The organism is Mesorhizobium sp. WSM4823 (assembly GCF_055811195.1).
Genome location: NZ_JBVVQL010000004.1, coordinates 237,703 through 255,402 on the forward strand (window position 1 = coordinate 237,703; position 17,700 = coordinate 255,402).

Below are 17,700 nucleotides of genomic sequence, written 5' to 3' on the forward strand. Positions count from 1 at the left end.
GCGGGAGGGCGACTGCTGACGGAGGAAGCAAGATTTGGCACAGACAACCCATGGCGTCGGCGGACTCAGCTATGATGCGAAGAAGCGCACATGGCCTGCCGAATTCAACGTTTTCCTGGCGCTCATCATCCTTGTCGGCGCCTTCGAGCTGATAGGCCGTGTCTTTCTTGGCGACAGCTTTCTGTTCAACACCCGCCCCAATGTCGATACGATCTTCAACGAGGCGCGCCTGCAGATCATCATCCTGCAGGTGTCGATCGTCGGCATCATCGCCATTGGCGTGACGCAGGTGATCATTTCCGGCGGCATCGACCTTTCCTCTGGTTCGATCGTCGGCGCCACGGCGATGATCGCCATGAGTTTCGCCCAGGTGGCGACGGTCAACGGCAACCCTAATCCCAAGGCGGTGTTCCTCGCGCAAGGCTGGACCGACCTGCCGGTGATCGTGCCGGTGCTGGTCGCGATCGGCTGCGGCCTACTGGCGGGCCTGGTCAACGGCTCGTTGATCGCCTACACGCGCATTCCGCCGTTCATCGCCACGCTCGGCATGATGGTCACCGCGCGCGGCATCGCCAAATGGTGGTCCAAGGGGCAACCGATCTCGTTTCCCACCGAAAGTTTCGCCGCCATCGGCAAGGGGCTGATGCCGGTCATCATCTTCATATCGCTGGCAATTCTGTTCCAGCTGATCCTGTCATACACCAGGTACGGCAAGCACTGTTATGCCATCGGCTCCAACGAGGATGCCGCGCGCATGTCCGGCATAAATGTCCAGAACCACAAGATCCTCGTCTTCGTCATTGCCGGCATCCTCGCCTCGCTCGCCGCCGTGGTGTTGAGTTCCAAGAACCTCACTGCCCAGGCCGGCATGGGCGTGATGTATGAACTGGACGCCATCGCCATGGCGGTCATCGGTGGCGTCTCGCTGTCGGGCGGCCGCGGCTCGATCATCGGAACGGTGATCGGTGCGCTGATCTTCGGCGTCATCATCTCCGGCTTCACTTTCCTGCGCCTCGACGCCTACTACCAGGAGATGGTCAAGGGCGTGATCATCATCGGCGCAGTCGTTCTCGACCAGTGGCGCCAGCGCCTGCGGGCAATGAGGGCTTGATCATGTCAGACATCGTCCTGAAGACAGAAAACCTGACCAAATACTATGGCGGCGTGCATGCGCTCGAAAGCGCGAATTTCGAACTGCGCAAGGGCGAGCATGTCGCCATCATGGGTGACAACGGCGCCGGCAAATCGACCTTCGTGCGCCAGATCACCGCCGTCGAGCAACGCACCAGCGGCAAGGTCTGGTTCGACGGCAAGGAAGTGAACTTCGCCGGCCCGATCGCGGCGCGCGAGGCGGGCATCGAGACGGTGTTCCAGAACCTGGCGCTTGCCGACGATCTCGACGTGCCGTCGAACCTGTTTCTCGGTCGCGAAAAGGTGCTTTTCAATCTCGGGCCTTTCTCGATCCTAGATCGAAAGTTCATGCGCAAGGCGACCGAAGCGGCGTTGGTCCGCACGGCGGTCAAGATTCCCAACCTCAACAACACCATCCGCCACATGTCGGGCGGCCAGCGCCAGTGCGTAGCGATCGCCAGAACCGCGACTTTCGCATCCAAGCTCATCATCATGGACGAGCCAACGGCAGCACTCGGTGTGCAGGAAACGATGCAGGTCGAAAACATCATCCGCACGTTGAAAGCCAATGGCGAGCCGCTGATCCTGATCAGTCACAATATGCGCCAGGTGTTCGACCTTTGCGACCGCATCGTCGTCTTCCGGCGCGGCCGCATCGTCGCCAATCTGCGCAAGCAGGACACCGACGGCAACGATATCGTCTCATACATCACCGGCGCCAAGACCGGGGAGGCGGAACTGGCGGCCTAGCGCGGCGCCGGCGCGGCGGGACATCGGCCGGTCGCTGTCGCAATAAGGAAATCCACTGCGCCTCCTCTGAACGGTGCGGTAAAGACGCACTCCATTTCGAACCATCCTCAAAGGAATTCCCATGACTCTTCGCTTCGCTCTCCTCGGCGCCGGCCGTATCGGCAAGGTTCACGCCCGCGCCGTCGGCTCCAATCCGCAGGCCAGGCTGGTCGCGGTGGCCGATGCGTTCGACAAGGCGGCGACGGATCTGGCGTCGGCCTATGGCGCCGAAGTGCGCACCATTGAGGCCATCGAAAAAGCCAGGGATATCGACGCGGTCATCATCTGCACGCCGACCGACACCCATGCCGATCTGATCGAGCGGTTCGCCAAGGCCGGCAAGGCGATCTTCTGCGAGAAACCGATCGACCTCGACGCCGGCAGAGTGGAACAATGCCTTGAAGTGGTCGACAAGGCCGGCGCCACTTTGATGGTTGGCTTCAATCGCCGCTTCGATCCGCATTTCGCCGCCGTGCGCAAGGCGATCGACGATGGCGCCATCGGTACGGTCGAGATGGTCACCATCACGTCGCGCGATCCCGGCCCGCCGCCGCTCGACTATATCGGCCGCTCGGGCGGCATTTTTCGCGACATGACCATCCATGATTTCGACATGGCGCGCTTCCTGCTCGGCGAGGAGCCGGTGGCGGTCAGCGCCCATGCCTCGGTGCTGGTCGACAAGAAGATCGGCGAGGCCGGCGACTTCGACAGCGTCAGCGTCATCCTCGAAACCGCTTCCGGCAAGCAGTGCATCATCTCCAATTCGCGGCGGGCCACCTATGGCTACGACCAGCGCATCGAGGTGCATGGCTCGAAAGGCATGGTTGCGGCTGAGAACCAGCGGCCGGTGTCGATCGAATTGGCCAACGAGAAGGGCTATACGCGCCCGCCGCTGCACGACTTCTTCATGACCCGCTACCTCGACGCCTATGCCAACGAGATCGCCGCCTTCATCGCGGCGGCGACATCAGGCAACAAGGCGGCGCCGAGCGGCAAGGATGGTCTCGTCGCGCTGAGGCTAGCGAACGCGGCGCTGAAATCGGCTAGGGAAGGCAAGACCGTCCGCCTCGACAAGACAATCTGAAGATCAAGCACAGGAGCAAGGCGATGAACGGTTCCGCCGGTCGCAATACCGAAACACGCGCCATCGTCACCGGCGGCGCGCAAGGCATTGGCTTCGCCGTCGCCGAGGCGTTGGCCGACGAGGGCTGCCGGGCGCTGGCGCTGATCGGCCGCTCGAAGGAGAAGGGTGACAAGGCCGTCGCCACCCTCAAGGAGTCGGGCGTCGACGCCATCTTCATCAGCGCCGATGTTTCCAAAGTGGCCGACTGCAAGCGCGCCGTCGACACGGCGATCCGCCATTTCGGCAGCGTAAACGCGCTGGTCAACGCAGCCGCCACCTCGGCGCGCGGTTCACTGGTCGAGACGAGTGAAGAGCTTTTCGACCAGATCTTCCAGACCAATGTGCGTGGTCCGTTTTTCCTGATGCAGGGCGTGGTGGCGCAGCTGCTCGCCCGCAAGGCGCCTGGCTCCATCGTTAATGTCCTGTCGATGTCGGCGCATTGCGGCCAGTCGTTCCTGGCGCCCTATTCTTCGAGCAAGGGCGCGCTGGCGACGCTGACCAAGAATGTCGCTAATGCCTATCGCGGCAATCGCATCCGTTGCAATGCGGTCTTGCCGGGCTGGATGGACACCGAGGGCGAGGCGATCGTGCAGAAGAAATGGCACGACGCGCCTGACAACTGGCTGGAAAAGGCCGAGGCGGCGCAGCCGATGGGCCAGTTGGTGAAGCCGGACCAGCTTGCGCGGCTGATCAGCTATATGGTCAGCCCGCAGTCGGGCGTCATGACCGGCTCGCTGGTCGACTATGACCAGAATATTGCGGGGGCCTCGCCGGAGTAGCTTCAGGCAGCGTCAGTTTGGAACGTCGGCGGGGGATTAGGTCCTGTGTGCATCGTGCAACCCCGCCAACTCAACCTGAACGTCGGCCAACTCTTGTTTCCAGTAGGCGAGATCCTCCGGCGTAGCTGGCGTCCGGAAGGCGTTGGCCTCGTACGCGCTCAGCATGGCTTTGGCTGCTCTTAGGCGCGCCTCTGCCGCCGCTCGCAGCAGCGCATAAACATCGACCGGTTCTTCAGGATTTGGGTCCATACTCCTAACGTATCGAAGCTTGGGCTGGATCGCGAGGGGCAGGCCGTCAGATTTCAAGCTGAGACGTTCCCTATATCAGACGCGTGACAAGCGCCTTCGCTTCGACTATATGAGCCTCATGATCAACCTGACCGCCAAATATTGGTACTTTAGGAGCTCGCTGGCGGCGGGAGGATTGCGCTCGATCTGAAGATTGCAGCATCAAAATCCGAACAGCCGCCAGACCTGGCGGCTGTTTTGTTTCAGCCGGCAGGTCTCCCAATCAGGAGCAGAAAGCCGTGTTGACCACCACAGATGATCTTCGGGTCAAGGAAATCCGAGAACTGAGTACGCCGGACCAGGTGATGCGGGAGATACCGCGCACGCTGACGGCGACGCGTACCGTTACCGCATCACGCAATGCGATCCACGCCGTACTGACCGGCACTGACGATCGGCTGATCGTCGTCGTCGGCCCCTGTTCGATCCACGACCCGGCCGCTGCCGTGGACTATGCCAGCCGCCTGGCGACGCTGCGCGAGAGCCTGTCGGACCGGCTGGAGATCGTGATGCGCGTCTATTTCGAGAAGCCGCGCACGACGGTCGGCTGGAAGGGCCTGATCAACGATCCTGACCTCGACGGCAGCTTCAACATCGACAAGGGACTGAGGCTGGCCCGCACCGTGCTCTCCGCGGTCAACAATCTCGGCCTGCCGGCGGCAACCGAATTCCTCGACATGGCCACTCCGCAATACATTGCAGACCTCGTCGCCTGGGGCGCGATCGGCGCGCGCACGACCGAGAGCCAGATCCATCGGGAACTCGCATCCGGCCTGTCCTGCCCGGTCGGCTTCAAGAACGGCACCGACGGCAATTTGCGGATCGCCGCCGAGGCAGTGAAATCCGCCGCGCAGCCGCATCATTTCATGGCGGTGACGAAGGGCGGACGCAGCGCCATCGCGACGACCACCGGCAACGAGGACTGCCACGTCATCCTGCGCGGTGGCATTCAGCCCAATTATGACGCGGCAAGCGTCGCGGTGGCCAGTGCGGACCTCGCCAGGATCGGCGTAGCACCTCGGCTGATGATCGATGTCAGCCACGCCAACAGCAACAAGAAGCCTGAGAATCAGCCGAAGGTAGCAGCTGACGTGGCGGGCCAGGTTGCGGCAGGCGACGAGCGCATCATCGGCGTCATGATCGAGAGCAACCTCGTCGCCGGCCGGCAGGACGTCGTACCCGGCAAGCCGCTCGTTTACGGCCAGAGCATCACCGATGGCTGCATCGACTGGGCCACCACTGAAACGGTGCTGCACGGCCTTGCCGACGCCGTCGAGCGGCGCCGGTCGGCGCGACGCGACATGGTCGCCAGCCGTCCGGGCGCTGCCTGAGACAGCGGACGCCGTTGGCCGCGAAAGCGCGGCCGGCGGCCGGCTGGAAGCAGCCTCTACCGCACATCGACCCAGCGCTGCTCCTCGAACGAACGCGCCATGGCGTGCACCGTGCGCTCGATCTCAAGGCCTTCGTCGAAATCGATGATGCGCGCCGGCTTGCCGGCCAGCCTGGTCAGCAGTTCCCGGCATTCGATGATCTTGAGGTCGTTGAAGCCAAGCCCGTGGCCGGGCGCCGGCAGGAAGGCGTCATAGGGCCTGTGATGCGGCGCCACCAGGATGGTGCGGTAGCCCTGCTCGGTCGGCCGGTCGGCGGTGAGATAGAGCTGGAACTCGTTCATTCGTTCCTGGTCGTACAGGATCGAGCCCTTAGAGCCGAAGATCTGGATGGCGATCCGGCCCTTGCGGCCCCAGGCCGAACGGTTGACCAAAAGCGTGCCGGCAATGCCGTTTTCGAGATGCATCAGCACGCTGGCGATGTCGTAGGTCTCGACCGCGCGGCGTCCGCCGGACGCGAGTTTGCGGTCGGCATAGGGCTTGGCCATGTCGCACATGACGCGGGCGACGCGGCCGAACAACACGGCGACCAGCGACAGCGGATGCACGGCGAAATCGTCGAGCGCGCCGTAACCGGACGCCGCCTCGTGCTTCCAGAAGAACGGCGCCTCCGGGTCGGCCATGAAGTCCTCGTCCATCTCGATGCGCAGATGATTGACCTCACCGATGATCTTTTCGTCGAGCAGCGCTCCGATATGGCGGATCGCGGGATTCTGGATGTAGTTGTAGCCGAGAGCGGCCACTTTGCCGGACCTTTGGGCCGCCGCCGCCATCGCTTGCGCCTCCGCAAAGCTCGGCGCCATCGGCTTTTCACACCATAGATGCTTGCCGGCTTCGAGGATGGCGATGGCCATTTCCGGATGGAACTGGTTTGGCGTGGTCAACGAGACGATATCGACGTCCGGATCGTTGACAACGGCGCGCCAGTCGCCGGAGCCCTTGGCGAAACCGAATTCGGTGGCACGGCGTTTGGCAAGCTCCCCATCGACCTCGCCGAGATGGACCAGCCTTGGCTTGGCCACGTCGGGGAAGACGGTGCCGACCGCGTTCCAGGCGATGGCGTGACACTTGCCCATGAAGCCTGTGCCGATGAGGCCCACTCCGACCATTTCCCTTGTCTCCGCTGTCAGCACGATTTGTGTGGATGAATTAGTCCATTTTGTCCAGAAATGGAACGCATGCCTCATTTTTTATGGCCTTCTTGCACAGGCCCGCTATGATGGGGCACACAGCATCGACTGAGGGGTTGGGCGGAGCGACGATGGACGAACGGGTGCCCCGCGATTTCGAGACGCTGCGTAGGACGATCCTGGAGCGGCGGCAGAGCCTACCCAAGCGTATCGCGCAGATCGCCGCCTATGCGCTCGACAATCCCGACGATATTGCCTTCGGCACCGCCGCCAGCATCGCTGCCTCCGCCGGCGTCCAGCCCTCGACCCTGATCCGCTTCGCCCAGCAGCTCGGCTTCGACGGCTTCACCAGCCTGCAGCTGGTGTTTCGCGAGCGCCTGCGCGAGCGCAATTCGTCCTATGATGAAAGGCTGGCGGCCTTACGCGCCAAGGCCGAGGAAGGCGCCGGTCACCGGGCGATCTTCGACGGCTTCGTCGCCGCGGCCAGCACGTCGCTCAACGATATTTCAGGCAGGTTGAACGAAGGCCATTTCGAAGATGCGATCGCCTTGCTGGCAAAGGCGGAGACCATTTATGTGCTGGCCAAGCGCCGCTCCTATCCGGTCGCCTCCTATATCGCCTATGCGCTGGGCAAGCTCAAGATCCGCAACCAGCTGATCGAATCGGCCGCCGGCCTCAACGCCGAGATGATCGGCTTTGCCTCGCCCAGGGATGCCGTCATCGCCATCAGCTTCTCACCCTATGCCCCGGCGGCCATCGAGGAAGCGCGCGTCATCTCGGAGCAAGGCGTGCCGATCGTGGCGATCACCGACAGCTCGTTCTCGCCGCTCGCCCAGTTCGCCAAGGTCTGGTTCGAGGTCGCCGAAGCCGATTTCGCCGGCTTCCGCTCGCTGTCGGCGACGATGGCGCTGGCCATGGCGCTGACCGTCGCGGTTGGCGAGAAGCGGCGCGATGCCGGCCGCAAACGCAAGACCTAGGCGCCACCTTTTCAGCAAAGGAACGCGCGTTCCATCTTGACTATGGATTGGAATTATTATTTCATATTGCCGGCGCCACGCTGCCGCTCGCGCGTGTTACCCAAGACAACAAGGCTGATGGGAGGTTCGAATGGGCGAAGCCGTGGACGCGAAACATGCGCCGCTCGACGTTATCACCATCGGTCGCGCCTCCGTCGATCTCTATGGCCAGCAGATCGGCTCGCGCCTGGAGGACATCACCTCCTTTGCCAAGTCGGTCGGCGGCTGTCCGGCCAACATTTCGGTCGGCACGGCGAGGCTCGGCTTGCGCTCGGCGCTGCTCACCCGCGTCGGCGACGAGCAGATGGGCCGCTTCATCCGCGAGCAGCTGACGCGCGAGGGCGTCTCCGTGGCCGGCCTCAGGACCGACCCGGACCGGCTGACGGCGCTGGTGCTGTTGTCGGTCGAGGACGAAGGCGTCTCGCCGATGATTTTCTACCGTACTGACTGCGCCGATATGGCACTTTCGGAAGACGATATCGACGAAGCGTTCATCGCTTCGGCGCGTGCCATCGTCGTCACCGGAACACATTTTTCGCGCCCCAACAGCGATGCCGCACAGCGCAAGGCGATCCGCACTATCAAGGCCAAGGGCGGCAAGGTGGTGTTCGACATCGACTACCGCCCCAATCTCTGGGGCCTTGCCGGCCATGCCGAAGGCTTCGAACGCTACGTAAAATCCGACCGGGTCTCCGCCCAGCTGAAGACAGTGCTGCCCGACTGCGACCTGATCGTCGGCACCGAAGAAGAGATCATGATCGCCTCCGGCACTGACGATTGCCTGAGTGCGCTCAAGACGATCCGCTCGCTGTCCAAGGCCTCTATCGTCTTGAAGCGCGGCGCCATGGGCTGCATCGTCTATGACGGGCCGATCAGCGACGATCTCGAGGACGGCATTGTCGGCAAGGGCTTTCCGATCGAGGTCTACAATGTGCTCGGCGCCGGCGACGCCTTCATGTCGGGCTTCCTGCGCGGCTGGCTCGGCGAGGAAAGCCTTGAGACGGCGGCGACCTGGGCCAATGCCTGCGGCGCTTTCGCCGTGTCGCGGCTGCTCTGCGCGCCGGAATACCCGACCTTCGAGGAATTGCAGTTTTTCCTCAAGAACGGCAGCAGGCACCTGGCGCTGCGCAAGGACGAGGCGATCAGCCATATCCATTGGGCGACGACGCGCAGGCGCGACATTCCCTCGCTGATGGCGCTGGCCTGCGACCACCGTATCCAGCTTGACGATGTCGCTGCGAAAGCCGGCGCCGACCCGTCGCGCATCCATGAGTTCAAGGTGCTGACTGTCAAGGCGGCGGCGAAGGTTGCCGCCGGCCGCGCCGGTTACGGCATGCTGCTCGACGAGAAATACGGCCGCGAGGCGATGTTCGAATTTGCCCGCCATTCCTTCGCCTGGCTCGGACGGCCGGTCGAACTGCCGGGATCGCGGCCGCTTCGTTTCGAATTCTCGCAGGATATCGGTTCGCAATTGATCGAGTGGCCGGTCGACCATTGCATCAAATGCCTGTGCTTCTATCACCCCGACGACCCGGAGCCGCTGAAGACCGAGCAGCAGCAGAAGCTCAAAGGCCTGTTCGAGGCCGCACGGAAAGTGGGGAGAGAACTTCTCATCGAGATCATCGCCGGCAAGCATGGCGAGCTCGACGACACCACCATTCCGCGCGCGCTGGAGGAACTCTATGCGCTCGGCATCAAGCCCGATTGGTGGAAACTCGAACCGCAGGCTTCAGCCGGCGCGTGGGCAAAGATCGAAGCGGTGATCCTGAAGAACGATCCGTGGTGCCGCGGGATTGTGCTGCTCGGCCTCGAAGCGCCGCAGGACGAACTGGAAGCGGCTTTCGCTGCCACTGCCAACGCGCCCATCGTCAAGGGTTTTGCCGTCGGCCGCACCATCTTCATCAACGCCGCTGAGCAGTGGCTTGCCGGCAAGATGTCGGACGAGGAGGCAGTGGCTGACATGGCGTCTCGCTTCGAGAGACTGACCGAGGCGTGGCTTGCCGCGCGCGGCCGCAAAGCAGCATAAGAAGGCGCGGCATAAGGACTGCGGAGGAAAACACCATGACCAAGACAATCCGCCTGACGATGGCGCAGGCGCTGACCCGCTTTCTTGCCCGCCAGATGACCGAGATCGACGGCCGGAAACTGCCGATCTTCGGCGGCGTCTGGGCGATCTTCGGCCATGGCAATGTCGCCGGCGTCGGCGAGGCGCTCTATCAGGTGCGCGACGAATTGCCGACCTTCCGTGCCCATAATGAGCAGGCGATGGCGCATGCGGCGATCGGCTACGCCAAGGCCAATTTCCGGCGCCGGTTCATGGCGGCGACCAGTTCGATCGGCCCCGGCGCGCTCAACATGGTGACGGCGGCGGCATTGGCCCATGTAAACAGGCTGCCCGTCCTGTTTCTCCCCGGCGACGTCTTCGCCAATCGCATCCCCGACCCCGTCCTGCAGCAGGCAGAGGATTTCTCCGACGGTACTGCGACGGTCAATGACTGCTTCCGGCCGGTGTCGCGCTATTTCGACCGCATCACCAGGCCGGAGCAGATCATCCCGGCGCTCAATCGCGCCATGCAGGTGCTGACCGATCCGGCCGAATGCGGACCGGTGACGCTGTCGCTCTGCCAGGACGTGCAGGCCGAGGCCTATGAGTACCCCGAGAACTTCTTTGCCGAACGGGTCTGGCATCAGCGCCGTCCGCGTCCCGACCGTAAAGAGTTGGCGGCCGCGGTGGCGGCGCTGACGGGCGCGAAAAAACCATTGGTGATTGCCGGCGGCGGCGTGCTTTATTCCCAGGCTTCCGACGAATTGGCGAAGCTGGTGCAAGGCACCGGCATCCCGGTCTGTGAGACGCAGGGCGGCAAATCCTCGCTGCCGCACGATCATCCGCTCAATATGGCGGCGGTCGGCGTCACCGGCACTTCGGCGGCCAACCGGCTGGCTGAAGAAGCCGATGTCGTGCTTGCCGTCGGCACCAGGTTGCAGGATTTCACCACCGGCTCCTGGGCACTGTTCAAGGATTCCGGCAAAACCATCATCGGGCTCAACGTTCAGCCTTTCGATGCGGGGAAGCACCAGGCGTTGCCGCTGGTCGCAGACGCCGCGGAAGGGCTCGCAGAACTCGGAGCGGCGCTGAAGGGCTGGAAGGCGCCTCCTGCCTGGACCGACAATGCGGCCAAGGGCAAGAAGGACTGGCAGGCCGATGCCGGCAAGGTGACGGCGTCGACCAATGCCGCCTATCCCTCCGACGCGCAGGTGATCGGCGCCGTGCAGCGCGCCATGGGCTCCGACGTGATATTGCTTCATGCCGCCGGTGGCCTGCCCGGCGAGTTGCACAAGCTCTGGCAGGCGGGCGCACCCGGCTCCTACCACGCCGAATACGGCTTCTCGACCATGGGCTACGAGATCGCAGGCGGGCTCGGCGTCAAGATGGCGAAGCCCGACGAGGAGGTCATCGTGATGATCGGCGACGGCTCCTATCTGATGCTCAATTCCGAGATCGCAACGTCGGTCATGCTTGGCCTCAAGCTGACCGTCGTCCTGCTCGACAACAGAGGCTATGGCTGCATCAACCGGCTGCAGATGGCGACCGGCGGCGCCAACTTCAACAATCTCTTGAAGGACGCCCGTCACGAAGTTCTGCCCGATATCGACTTCGCCGCGCATGCCGCGAGCCTTGGTGCGGTTGCCGAGAAAGTCTCGTCGATCGCAGGGTTGGAAACGGCGCTGGCGCAAGCGAAGAAGAATACCAGGACCACTGTGCTGGTCATCGACACCGACCCACTGGTCTCGACCGAAGCCGGTGGAAGCTGGTGGGATGTCGCCGTGCCGGAAGTCTCGGTGCGCCCGCAAGTGAACGCGGCGCGCAAGAAATACGAGGAAGCGCTGAGCGGGCGGCCTTAAGCCGTCCCTGAAGCTGATCCCGAGGCTTGAACTGGAGTAATGACTTGAAAGCCAAACTGGGCATGTCCCCAATTGCGTGGTGGAACGACGATCTTGCGGAACTCAGCGATGATGTGTCGCTGGAGGAATGCCTGGCGCAGTCGCGTTCGGCGGGGTTCACCGGCATGGAAATGGGCCGCCGTTTTCCCAGTGATCCAAAAATCATGCTGCCGATCCTGAAAGAGGCCGACGTCACGCTTTGCGGCGGCTGGTTCTCCGGCACACTGGTCGATGAAGACATGGCCAGGAATAAGGATCGTATCCAGCCGATGATCGATCTGTTCAAGGCGGTGAACGCGCCTTGCATCGTCTATGGCGAGGTCGGCCGCTCGATCCAGGGTGATCGCTCGAAACCGCTCGCCACCAAGCCGAGGCTTTCGGACGACGAGATGAAAGCCTATGCGAGGCGCCTCACGCAGTTCGGCGAATGGTGCGCCGAGCAGGGCATGCCGCTCTCCTATCACCATCATATGGCGGCGGTCGTCGAGACGGAGCCCGAACTCGACGCGTTCATGCGCTACTCCGGCGAAGGCATTCCGCTGCTGCTCGATGCAGGCCATCTGGCTTTTGCCGGCGGCGACGTGCTGCGCGCCATCGACAATCATCACCGGCGCATCAACCACGTGCATGTGAAGGACGTGCGCATGGAGGTGATCGAGAAACTCGACCGCCAGAAGCAATCCTTCCTCGATGCCGTGGCGCTCGGCGCCTTCACGGTGCCGGGAGATGGCTCGCTAGATTTTGGCGCCATTGTGGAAAGGCTGGCGAACTACGGCTATGAAGGCTGGTTCGTGGTCGAGGCCGAGCAGGATCCCAAAAAGAATCCGCCGTTCAAGATGGCTGAAGTCGGCTACAAGGAGTTGATGCGGGTGATGACGGCGGCAGGATACACGGTTGAAACACAGGGCTTCCCCAATGCTTGAATGCAGTGTTCCCGGGGGCGGGCTGATCCGATGAAGGACTCTGAGCATCCGTTCTTCCGGCCTCTGTGGCGGCGCGTTGCCATCGTCGCGGTCTGCCTGGTCTGGGCCGTGGTCGAGTTTGCCACCGGCGCGCCATTCTGGGGCACGATCGCGCTCGGCTTCGCCGGCTATGCCGTGTGGCAGTTCTTCTATCTCTACAAGCCGGCCGCTGGGGACAAGGCTTCGGCCGACACCGAACCGAAGGAATAAAGCAGTCCATGGCGCTGAAGTTTTTGTGGATCGATACCGCGTGACTGATAGATCGCATGCGTCGGCGATTGGCCGGAACACCCCTCGCTTCGTCATCCTAGGGCGGAGCAAGGAGCGCAGCGACGCGGCGAAGACCCTAGGATCCATGCCATGACTTCGAAGTGTTATGACGGTGCAGAATTCTGCTCCGCTGTGCCCTTCGGCCAAGGTTACGGCATGGATCCTAGGGTCTTCGCGACGGAGCTTCGCTCCTGCTTCGCCCTAGGATGACGAAGTTGGAAGGCCTCGGCCAATCTCTCCAAGGTTTCGCGACAATCCATCGAAATCTTGGCTGCGCCAATCGAGTGTCGAGGAATAGGAGAGCGACAATGTCAGAACTGCTCGTCAAAGCCGATAAGGGCCATGGCCGCGTCGCCCATGTGACGCCGCAAAGCGCCGGCTGGACCTATGTCGGTTTTGATCTGCATCGATTGCGGCCAGGCGAAACAGCCTCCGGACAAACAGCGGATCGCGAAGTCTGTCTGGTGTTCGTCACCGGCAAGGGCAAGGCTAGGGCGGATGACAAGGATCTCGGCCTGCTCGGCGAACGCATGTCGCCCTTCGAAGGCAAGCCGTGGTCGGTCTATGTGCCGCAGGGCTCTGACTGGTCAGTGACCGCCGACACCGATCTCGAACTCGCCGTCTGCTCGGCGCCTGGGCATGGCGGCGGCCTGCCGGTCCGCGTCATTGCGCCGAAGGATCTCGGGCAGGAGGTTCGCGGCAAGGGCACCAACACGCGCTACGTCACCAACATCCTGCCGGAGGGCAAGCCGGCCGATTCCTTGCTGGTGGTCGAGGTCATCACGCCGGGAGGCCATACGTCGAGCTACCCGCCGCACAAGCATGACCAGGACAATCTGCCTGATGAGTCCTATCTCGAGGAGACCTACTATCACCGGCTCAACCCGCCGCAGGGTTTTGCCTTTCAGCGCGTCTATACCGATGCCGACAGGAATGGCGCTCGTTCGCTCGATGAGACGATGGCGATCGAGGACGGCGACGTCGTGCTGGTGCCAAAGGGCTATCACCCTTGTGCCGCCTGCCATGGCTATGACCTCTACTATCTCAACGTCATGGCCGGGCCGAAGCGGACGTGGAAGTTCCACAACGCGCCCGAGCACGAATGGCTGATGAAGAGCTGACCGCGCGGCTCTTCCGGGTCGGCAAACTGGCCCAAAGCGAAAAAATCGTCGGCTAATGACCCGCCTGAACAACTTTGTTATCAGCAGCGATCATCAGCTTCGTCATTTCGTCATGCAAATCGCCTATGGCAGCGGGAGTTGACGAGGACTTTCGATGCGCTACGCCATCTATTTCACCCCCCGGCAGGACGAACCGCTGGCGCGGATCGCCGCCAATTGGCTCGGTCGCGACCCATTCGGCGCCGCCACAAGGCCGGTCGAGGCCGTGGGCGAGCTGTCGGCGGCGGAGGTGGCCTTTCATACCGCTTCGGCGCGCCGCTACGGCTTTCATGCGACGCTGAAGGCGCCCTTCCGGCTGGCCTCGAACGAGACGGAGGCCTCGCTTCGCGCGGCCCTCGACGATTTCGCCGAGACGACGCCGGTGGTGACGATTCCGCGTCTGGTCGTCAGCCAGATCGATGGCTTCTTCGCGCTGGTGCCGGAAGGACCGCTGCCGGCGCTCAACCGCTTCGCCGACGACGTCGTGCGCAACTTCGACCGTTTTCGCGCGCCGCTGAGCGAGGCGGAAATCGAGCGGCGCAGCCCCGATTCGCTGAAGCCGGCTGAATTCCGCAATCTCTGCCAGTGGGGCTACCCCTATGTGTTCGAGACCTTTCGGTTCCATATGACCCTGTCCGGCCGTGCCTCGCCACAGGAAAGCCCACGTCTTCGCTTAGCAATCGACAGCCTGTTCGCGCAGGTCCTGCAAAAGCCGGTGCCGGTGGACGCGCTGACCCTGTTTGTCGAAACCGAACCTGGCGCCCCGTTCATGGTGCTGTCCCATCACGCGCTCGGACGTCGCCCGGCCAGAAAAACTGCCTGAAATGACCATTTGTTTTAACCGCATTTGTCCGACGCCAATTGATCCCAACTGGCTGCAAGATGCTCCAAGGACTGCCCTGAAATGACCGCCGAAACCGTTCTCAACAATGCCCGCATCGTGCTTGCCGACGAGATTGTCGAAGGATCGATCGTGCTGCGCGACGGCTTGATCGCCGGGATCGATGCCGGTGCCGGCCGGAGCGGCGAAGACATGGGCGGCGATTTCATCATTCCCGGGCTGGTCGAGCTCCATACCGACCATCTCGAAGGCCATTACGCCCCACGGCCGAAAGTACGCTGGAACCCGATCGCCGCCGTGCTCGCCCATGATGCGCAAGTGGCGACCGCCGGCATCACCACGGTGCTCGATGCCTTGCGCGTCGGCATGGACGACGATGCCGACATGAATTCGGCCGATATGCGCAAGCTGGCCGACGCGATCGAGGACAGCGTCCAGCAGGACCGGCTGCGGGCCGATCATTTCATCCATCTGCGCTGCGAGGTTTCGGCGCCGGACTGCCTTGCAGGTTTCACCCATTTCGACGGCGATGACAGGATCAAGCTGGCGTCGCTGATGGACCATGCGCCGGGGCAGCGCCAGTTCGTCGACTTGGAAACCTATGCCTATTACTACCAGCGCAAGCTGAAGCTGACGGATCGCGAATTCCAGCAATTTTGCGAGAAGCGGATGGCGGAGTCGGCGACGAATTCTGCGCCGAACCGCGCCTTCATCGCCGCCGCCTGCCATCAGCGCGGCATCGTGCTGGCCAGCCATGACGACGCGACATTAGCCCATGTCGACGAAGCGACCGAACAAGGTGTTCGCGTTGCCGAGTTCCCAACGACGCAAGAAGCCGCCAGGGCCTCGAAAGAGGCGGGCCTCGGCGTGCTGATGGGCGCGCCCAACGTCATGCGCGGCGCCTCGCATTCGGGCAATGTCTCGGCCCGCACGCTTGCCGGCGAAGGCCTGCTCGACATACTGTCGTCCGACTACATTCCGTTCAGCCTGATCCAGTCGGCGTTTTTCCTAGGCGAAGTGGTCGACGGCATTTCCCTGCCTCAGGCGGTGGCGATGGTTTCGAAGAACCCGGCCGAGGCGGTCGGCCTCGCCGATCGCGGCGTCATCGAACAGGGCCGTCGCGCCGATCTGGTTCGTGTACGTCTCGACGACCATGTCCCGGTGGTCCGCACGGTCTGGCGGCAGGGACGACGGGTCGCATGATGGCGTCGGGGTTGATCGAGCGTGAATTGTCGGCCGAGGCGTTTCCAATCCGCGACGGCGTCTTCATCGCCGTTGTCGGGCCGAGCGGCGCCGGCAAGGACACGGTGATCGGCTATGCCCGCACCCTGTTTGCCGACGAGAGCCGGCTGGAGTTCGTCCGCCGGGTCATCACCCGGCCGAGCGACACGGCAAGCGAGGATCACGACACGCTGGCCGACGCAGCCTTTATCGAGGCCGAAGCGGACGGCGCCTTCGCCATCTCCTGGGAGGCGCATGGCTTGCGCTACGGCATCCCGGCTGACGTCGACTGGTCGGTCGCCAATGGCCGCGTCGCCATTGCCAACGTCTCCCGCGCCATCATCCCCGTTCTACGCGAGCGTTACGCCAATCTAGCGATCGTCGAGATTACCGCTTCACCGGAAATCCTGGCCGAACGGCTGGCCATGCGCGGCCGCGAGTCGCGCGGCGAAGTGCTGGCGCGGCTTTCGCGCAGCGCCAATCTGGCGTTATCAGGGCCAGGCGTCACCTCGATCGACAATAGCGGCCCCCGCGAAGCAGCCGGCGAGCGCTTTGCCGATGTGCTGCGTAAGGCGATGGCGTTCTCGGATATGTCGGGCCTGATCTAGGCTGCCCCTTACCTTCTCCCACAAGAGGAGAAGGGAGAGGCGGAGCCACTATTCCGCCGCCGCACCAGCCGCGCTCTTGCGGGCTGCCCCCAGCATCAGCCGCCGCTCCCGGAACACGCCCCATTGCTGGTCGACCAGCACGCCGATGAGGATCACCCCGCCCATCACCGCGAAGTTGAGCGAGGACGGGATGCCGAGCAGGTTGACGAGATTTTGCAGCTCCTGCAGGAGAACCGTTCCGAGGATGACGCCGACCAGCGAGCCTTCGCCGCCGCGCAGCGAGAAGCCGCCGAGCACGGCTGCGGCAATGGCATAGAGTTCGTAGAACTGGCCGTGGCTCGCCGGCGAGATCGAGCGCGTGTACATGGCGAAATAGATCGCCGACAGCGCCGTCAGCACACCGCAGATGACATAGGCCGCTATGACGACGCGCCCGGTGCGGATGCCGGAATATTTCGCCGCCTCCTCATTTTTGCCGATGGCGTAGAGATAGCGGCCGAACACCGAACGGTGCAGCACCACCCACATCACGATGGCGATGACGATCAGCGCGATGAAGCTGTTCGGCACGCCCCAGGATCGTCCCGCGGTCAGGAATTCGAGCTCCGGAAAGTTCTGTCCGAAGGCGAAGCCCGCCGTGCCGTCGGCAGTGTAAAAACGCGCGACGCCGCGATAGATCAAAAGGCCGCATAGCGTCACCACGAAAGGCTGCAATTTGAGCCGCGTGATCAGCCAGCCATGCGCCAGCCCGATCAGGCCGCCGAGCACGAGGATCAGCGGCAGCGCCACCGGCCATGCCATACCGCGGGTGGCGATGAAATCGACGAACAGGACGCCGAGCAGCGCGACCACCGAGCCGACCGACAGTTCGATGCCGCCGGTGATGATGACGAAGGCCTGGCCGATCGCCAGGATGCCGAACAACCCGATCAGGTTCGATGTGTTGGCGAGGTTGATCGGCAGCAGGAAGCGCGGATTGATGATCGCCACCACGGCCCCCACCACAAGGATCAGGATCAGCAGGCCGAGATCTTTCTTGCTCATCGTGTTCT

General features: G+C 63.1%; 17 protein-coding genes. 14 read left to right on the forward strand and 3 right to left on the reverse strand.

What is annotated here, in order from left to right; all coding sequences use genetic code 11:
• Window positions 1-34 precede the first annotated feature (34 nt).
• The 4 genes from AC0L26_RS13100 to AC0L26_RS13115 all read left to right on the forward strand — a co-directional run bounded on the left by AC0L26_RS13100 (window position 35) and on the right by AC0L26_RS13115 (window position 3,822).
• Window positions 35-1,111, forward strand: coding sequence for an ABC transporter permease (locus tag AC0L26_RS13100; RefSeq protein ID WP_473632901.1), 1,077 nt, complete (start codon window positions 35-37; stop codon window positions 1,109-1,111).
• 2 nt (window positions 1,112-1,113) lie between these two features.
• Window positions 1,114-1,881: an ATP-binding cassette domain-containing protein gene (locus AC0L26_RS13105; protein ID WP_292724675.1), complete on the forward strand. Its 768-nt coding sequence runs from the start codon at window positions 1,114-1,116 to the stop codon at window positions 1,879-1,881.
• A 121-nt stretch (window positions 1,882-2,002) separates the two neighbouring features.
• The gene (gene iolG / locus AC0L26_RS13110; protein ID WP_473632902.1) at window positions 2,003-3,004 is read left to right on the forward strand and encodes an inositol 2-dehydrogenase; all 1,002 of its coding nucleotides are present in this window, start codon (window positions 2,003-2,005) and stop codon (window positions 3,002-3,004) included.
• A gap of 23 nt (window positions 3,005-3,027) precedes the next feature.
• The gene (locus AC0L26_RS13115; RefSeq protein ID WP_473632903.1) at window positions 3,028-3,822 is read left to right on the forward strand and encodes an SDR family oxidoreductase; all 795 of its coding nucleotides are present in this window, start codon (window positions 3,028-3,030) and stop codon (window positions 3,820-3,822) included.
• A 36-nt stretch (window positions 3,823-3,858) separates the two neighbouring features.
• Here AC0L26_RS13115 and AC0L26_RS13120 read toward each other — a convergent pair whose 3' ends face one another.
• Entirely contained in the window at window positions 3,859-4,128 is a 270-nt protein-coding gene (locus tag AC0L26_RS13120; protein ID WP_473632904.1) for a hypothetical protein, read from the reverse strand.
• Between the two features lie 221 nt (window positions 4,129-4,349).
• On the opposite strand from AC0L26_RS13120, the gene AC0L26_RS13125 reads away from it, so the two are divergent.
• Entirely contained in the window at window positions 4,350-5,441 is a 1,092-nt protein-coding gene (locus tag AC0L26_RS13125; protein ID WP_473632905.1) for a 3-deoxy-7-phosphoheptulonate synthase, read from the forward strand.
• 56 nt (window positions 5,442-5,497) lie between these two features.
• On the opposite strand, the gene AC0L26_RS13130 is transcribed toward AC0L26_RS13125, so the two are convergent.
• Window positions 5,498-6,607: a Gfo/Idh/MocA family protein gene (locus AC0L26_RS13130; RefSeq protein ID WP_473632906.1), complete on the reverse strand. Its 1,110-nt coding sequence runs from the start codon at window positions 6,605-6,607 to the stop codon at window positions 5,498-5,500.
• A 152-nt stretch (window positions 6,608-6,759) separates the two neighbouring features.
• Between AC0L26_RS13130 and AC0L26_RS13135 the strand changes: the two genes are divergently transcribed.
• From AC0L26_RS13135 to phnN, 9 genes are all read left to right on the forward strand, one after another.
• Entirely contained in the window at window positions 6,760-7,605 is an 846-nt protein-coding gene (locus tag AC0L26_RS13135; protein WP_473632907.1) for a MurR/RpiR family transcriptional regulator, read from the forward strand.
• Window positions 7,606-7,735: 130 nt separating this feature from the next.
• Window positions 7,736-9,670: a bifunctional 5-dehydro-2-deoxygluconokinase/5-dehydro-2-deoxyphosphogluconate aldolase gene (locus AC0L26_RS13140; RefSeq protein ID WP_473632908.1), complete on the forward strand. Its 1,935-nt coding sequence runs from the start codon at window positions 7,736-7,738 to the stop codon at window positions 9,668-9,670.
• 35 nt (window positions 9,671-9,705) lie between these two features.
• On the forward strand, window positions 9,706-11,547 hold the full coding sequence (gene iolD, locus AC0L26_RS13145) for a 3D-(3,5/4)-trihydroxycyclohexane-1,2-dione acylhydrolase (decyclizing) (RefSeq protein WP_473632909.1): 1,842 nt from the start codon (window positions 9,706-9,708) through the stop codon (window positions 11,545-11,547).
• Between the two features lie 44 nt (window positions 11,548-11,591).
• Window positions 11,592-12,509, forward strand: a complete 918-nt coding sequence (iolE, locus tag AC0L26_RS13150) for a myo-inosose-2 dehydratase (RefSeq protein WP_473632910.1) — start codon at window positions 11,592-11,594, stop codon at window positions 12,507-12,509.
• Between the two features lie 30 nt (window positions 12,510-12,539).
• Window positions 12,540-12,758, forward strand: coding sequence for a DUF3329 domain-containing protein (locus AC0L26_RS13155; RefSeq protein ID WP_352926893.1), 219 nt, complete (start codon window positions 12,540-12,542; stop codon window positions 12,756-12,758).
• 368 nt (window positions 12,759-13,126) lie between these two features.
• Entirely contained in the window at window positions 13,127-13,939 is an 813-nt protein-coding gene (gene iolB / locus AC0L26_RS13160) for a 5-deoxy-glucuronate isomerase (protein ID WP_473632911.1), read from the forward strand.
• Window positions 13,940-14,093: 154 nt separating this feature from the next.
• Window positions 14,094-14,801 carry a DUF1045 domain-containing protein gene (locus tag AC0L26_RS13165; RefSeq protein ID WP_354489763.1) on the forward strand — a complete coding sequence of 236 codons (708 nt, stop codon included), beginning with the start codon at window positions 14,094-14,096 and terminating at the stop codon, window positions 14,799-14,801.
• 81 nt (window positions 14,802-14,882) lie between these two features.
• Window positions 14,883-16,022 (forward strand): alpha-D-ribose 1-methylphosphonate 5-triphosphate diphosphatase, encoded by a 1,140-nt coding sequence (locus AC0L26_RS13170; RefSeq protein ID WP_473632912.1) that lies wholly within the window; start codon window positions 14,883-14,885, stop codon window positions 16,020-16,022.
• A complete protein-coding gene (gene phnN, locus AC0L26_RS13175) occupies window positions 16,019-16,648 on the forward strand; it encodes a phosphonate metabolism protein/1,5-bisphosphokinase (PRPP-forming) PhnN (RefSeq protein WP_473632913.1) in 630 nt (209 codons plus the stop codon). Before AC0L26_RS13170 ends, phnN begins: the two co-directional genes overlap by 4 nt.
• Window positions 16,649-16,696: 48 nt before the next feature.
• Here the strand turns inward: phnN and AC0L26_RS13180 are convergent, their stop codons facing one another.
• Entirely contained in the window at window positions 16,697-17,692 is a 996-nt protein-coding gene (locus tag AC0L26_RS13180; RefSeq protein ID WP_473632914.1) for an ABC transporter permease, read from the reverse strand.
• Window positions 17,693-17,700: the final 8 nt, after the last annotated feature.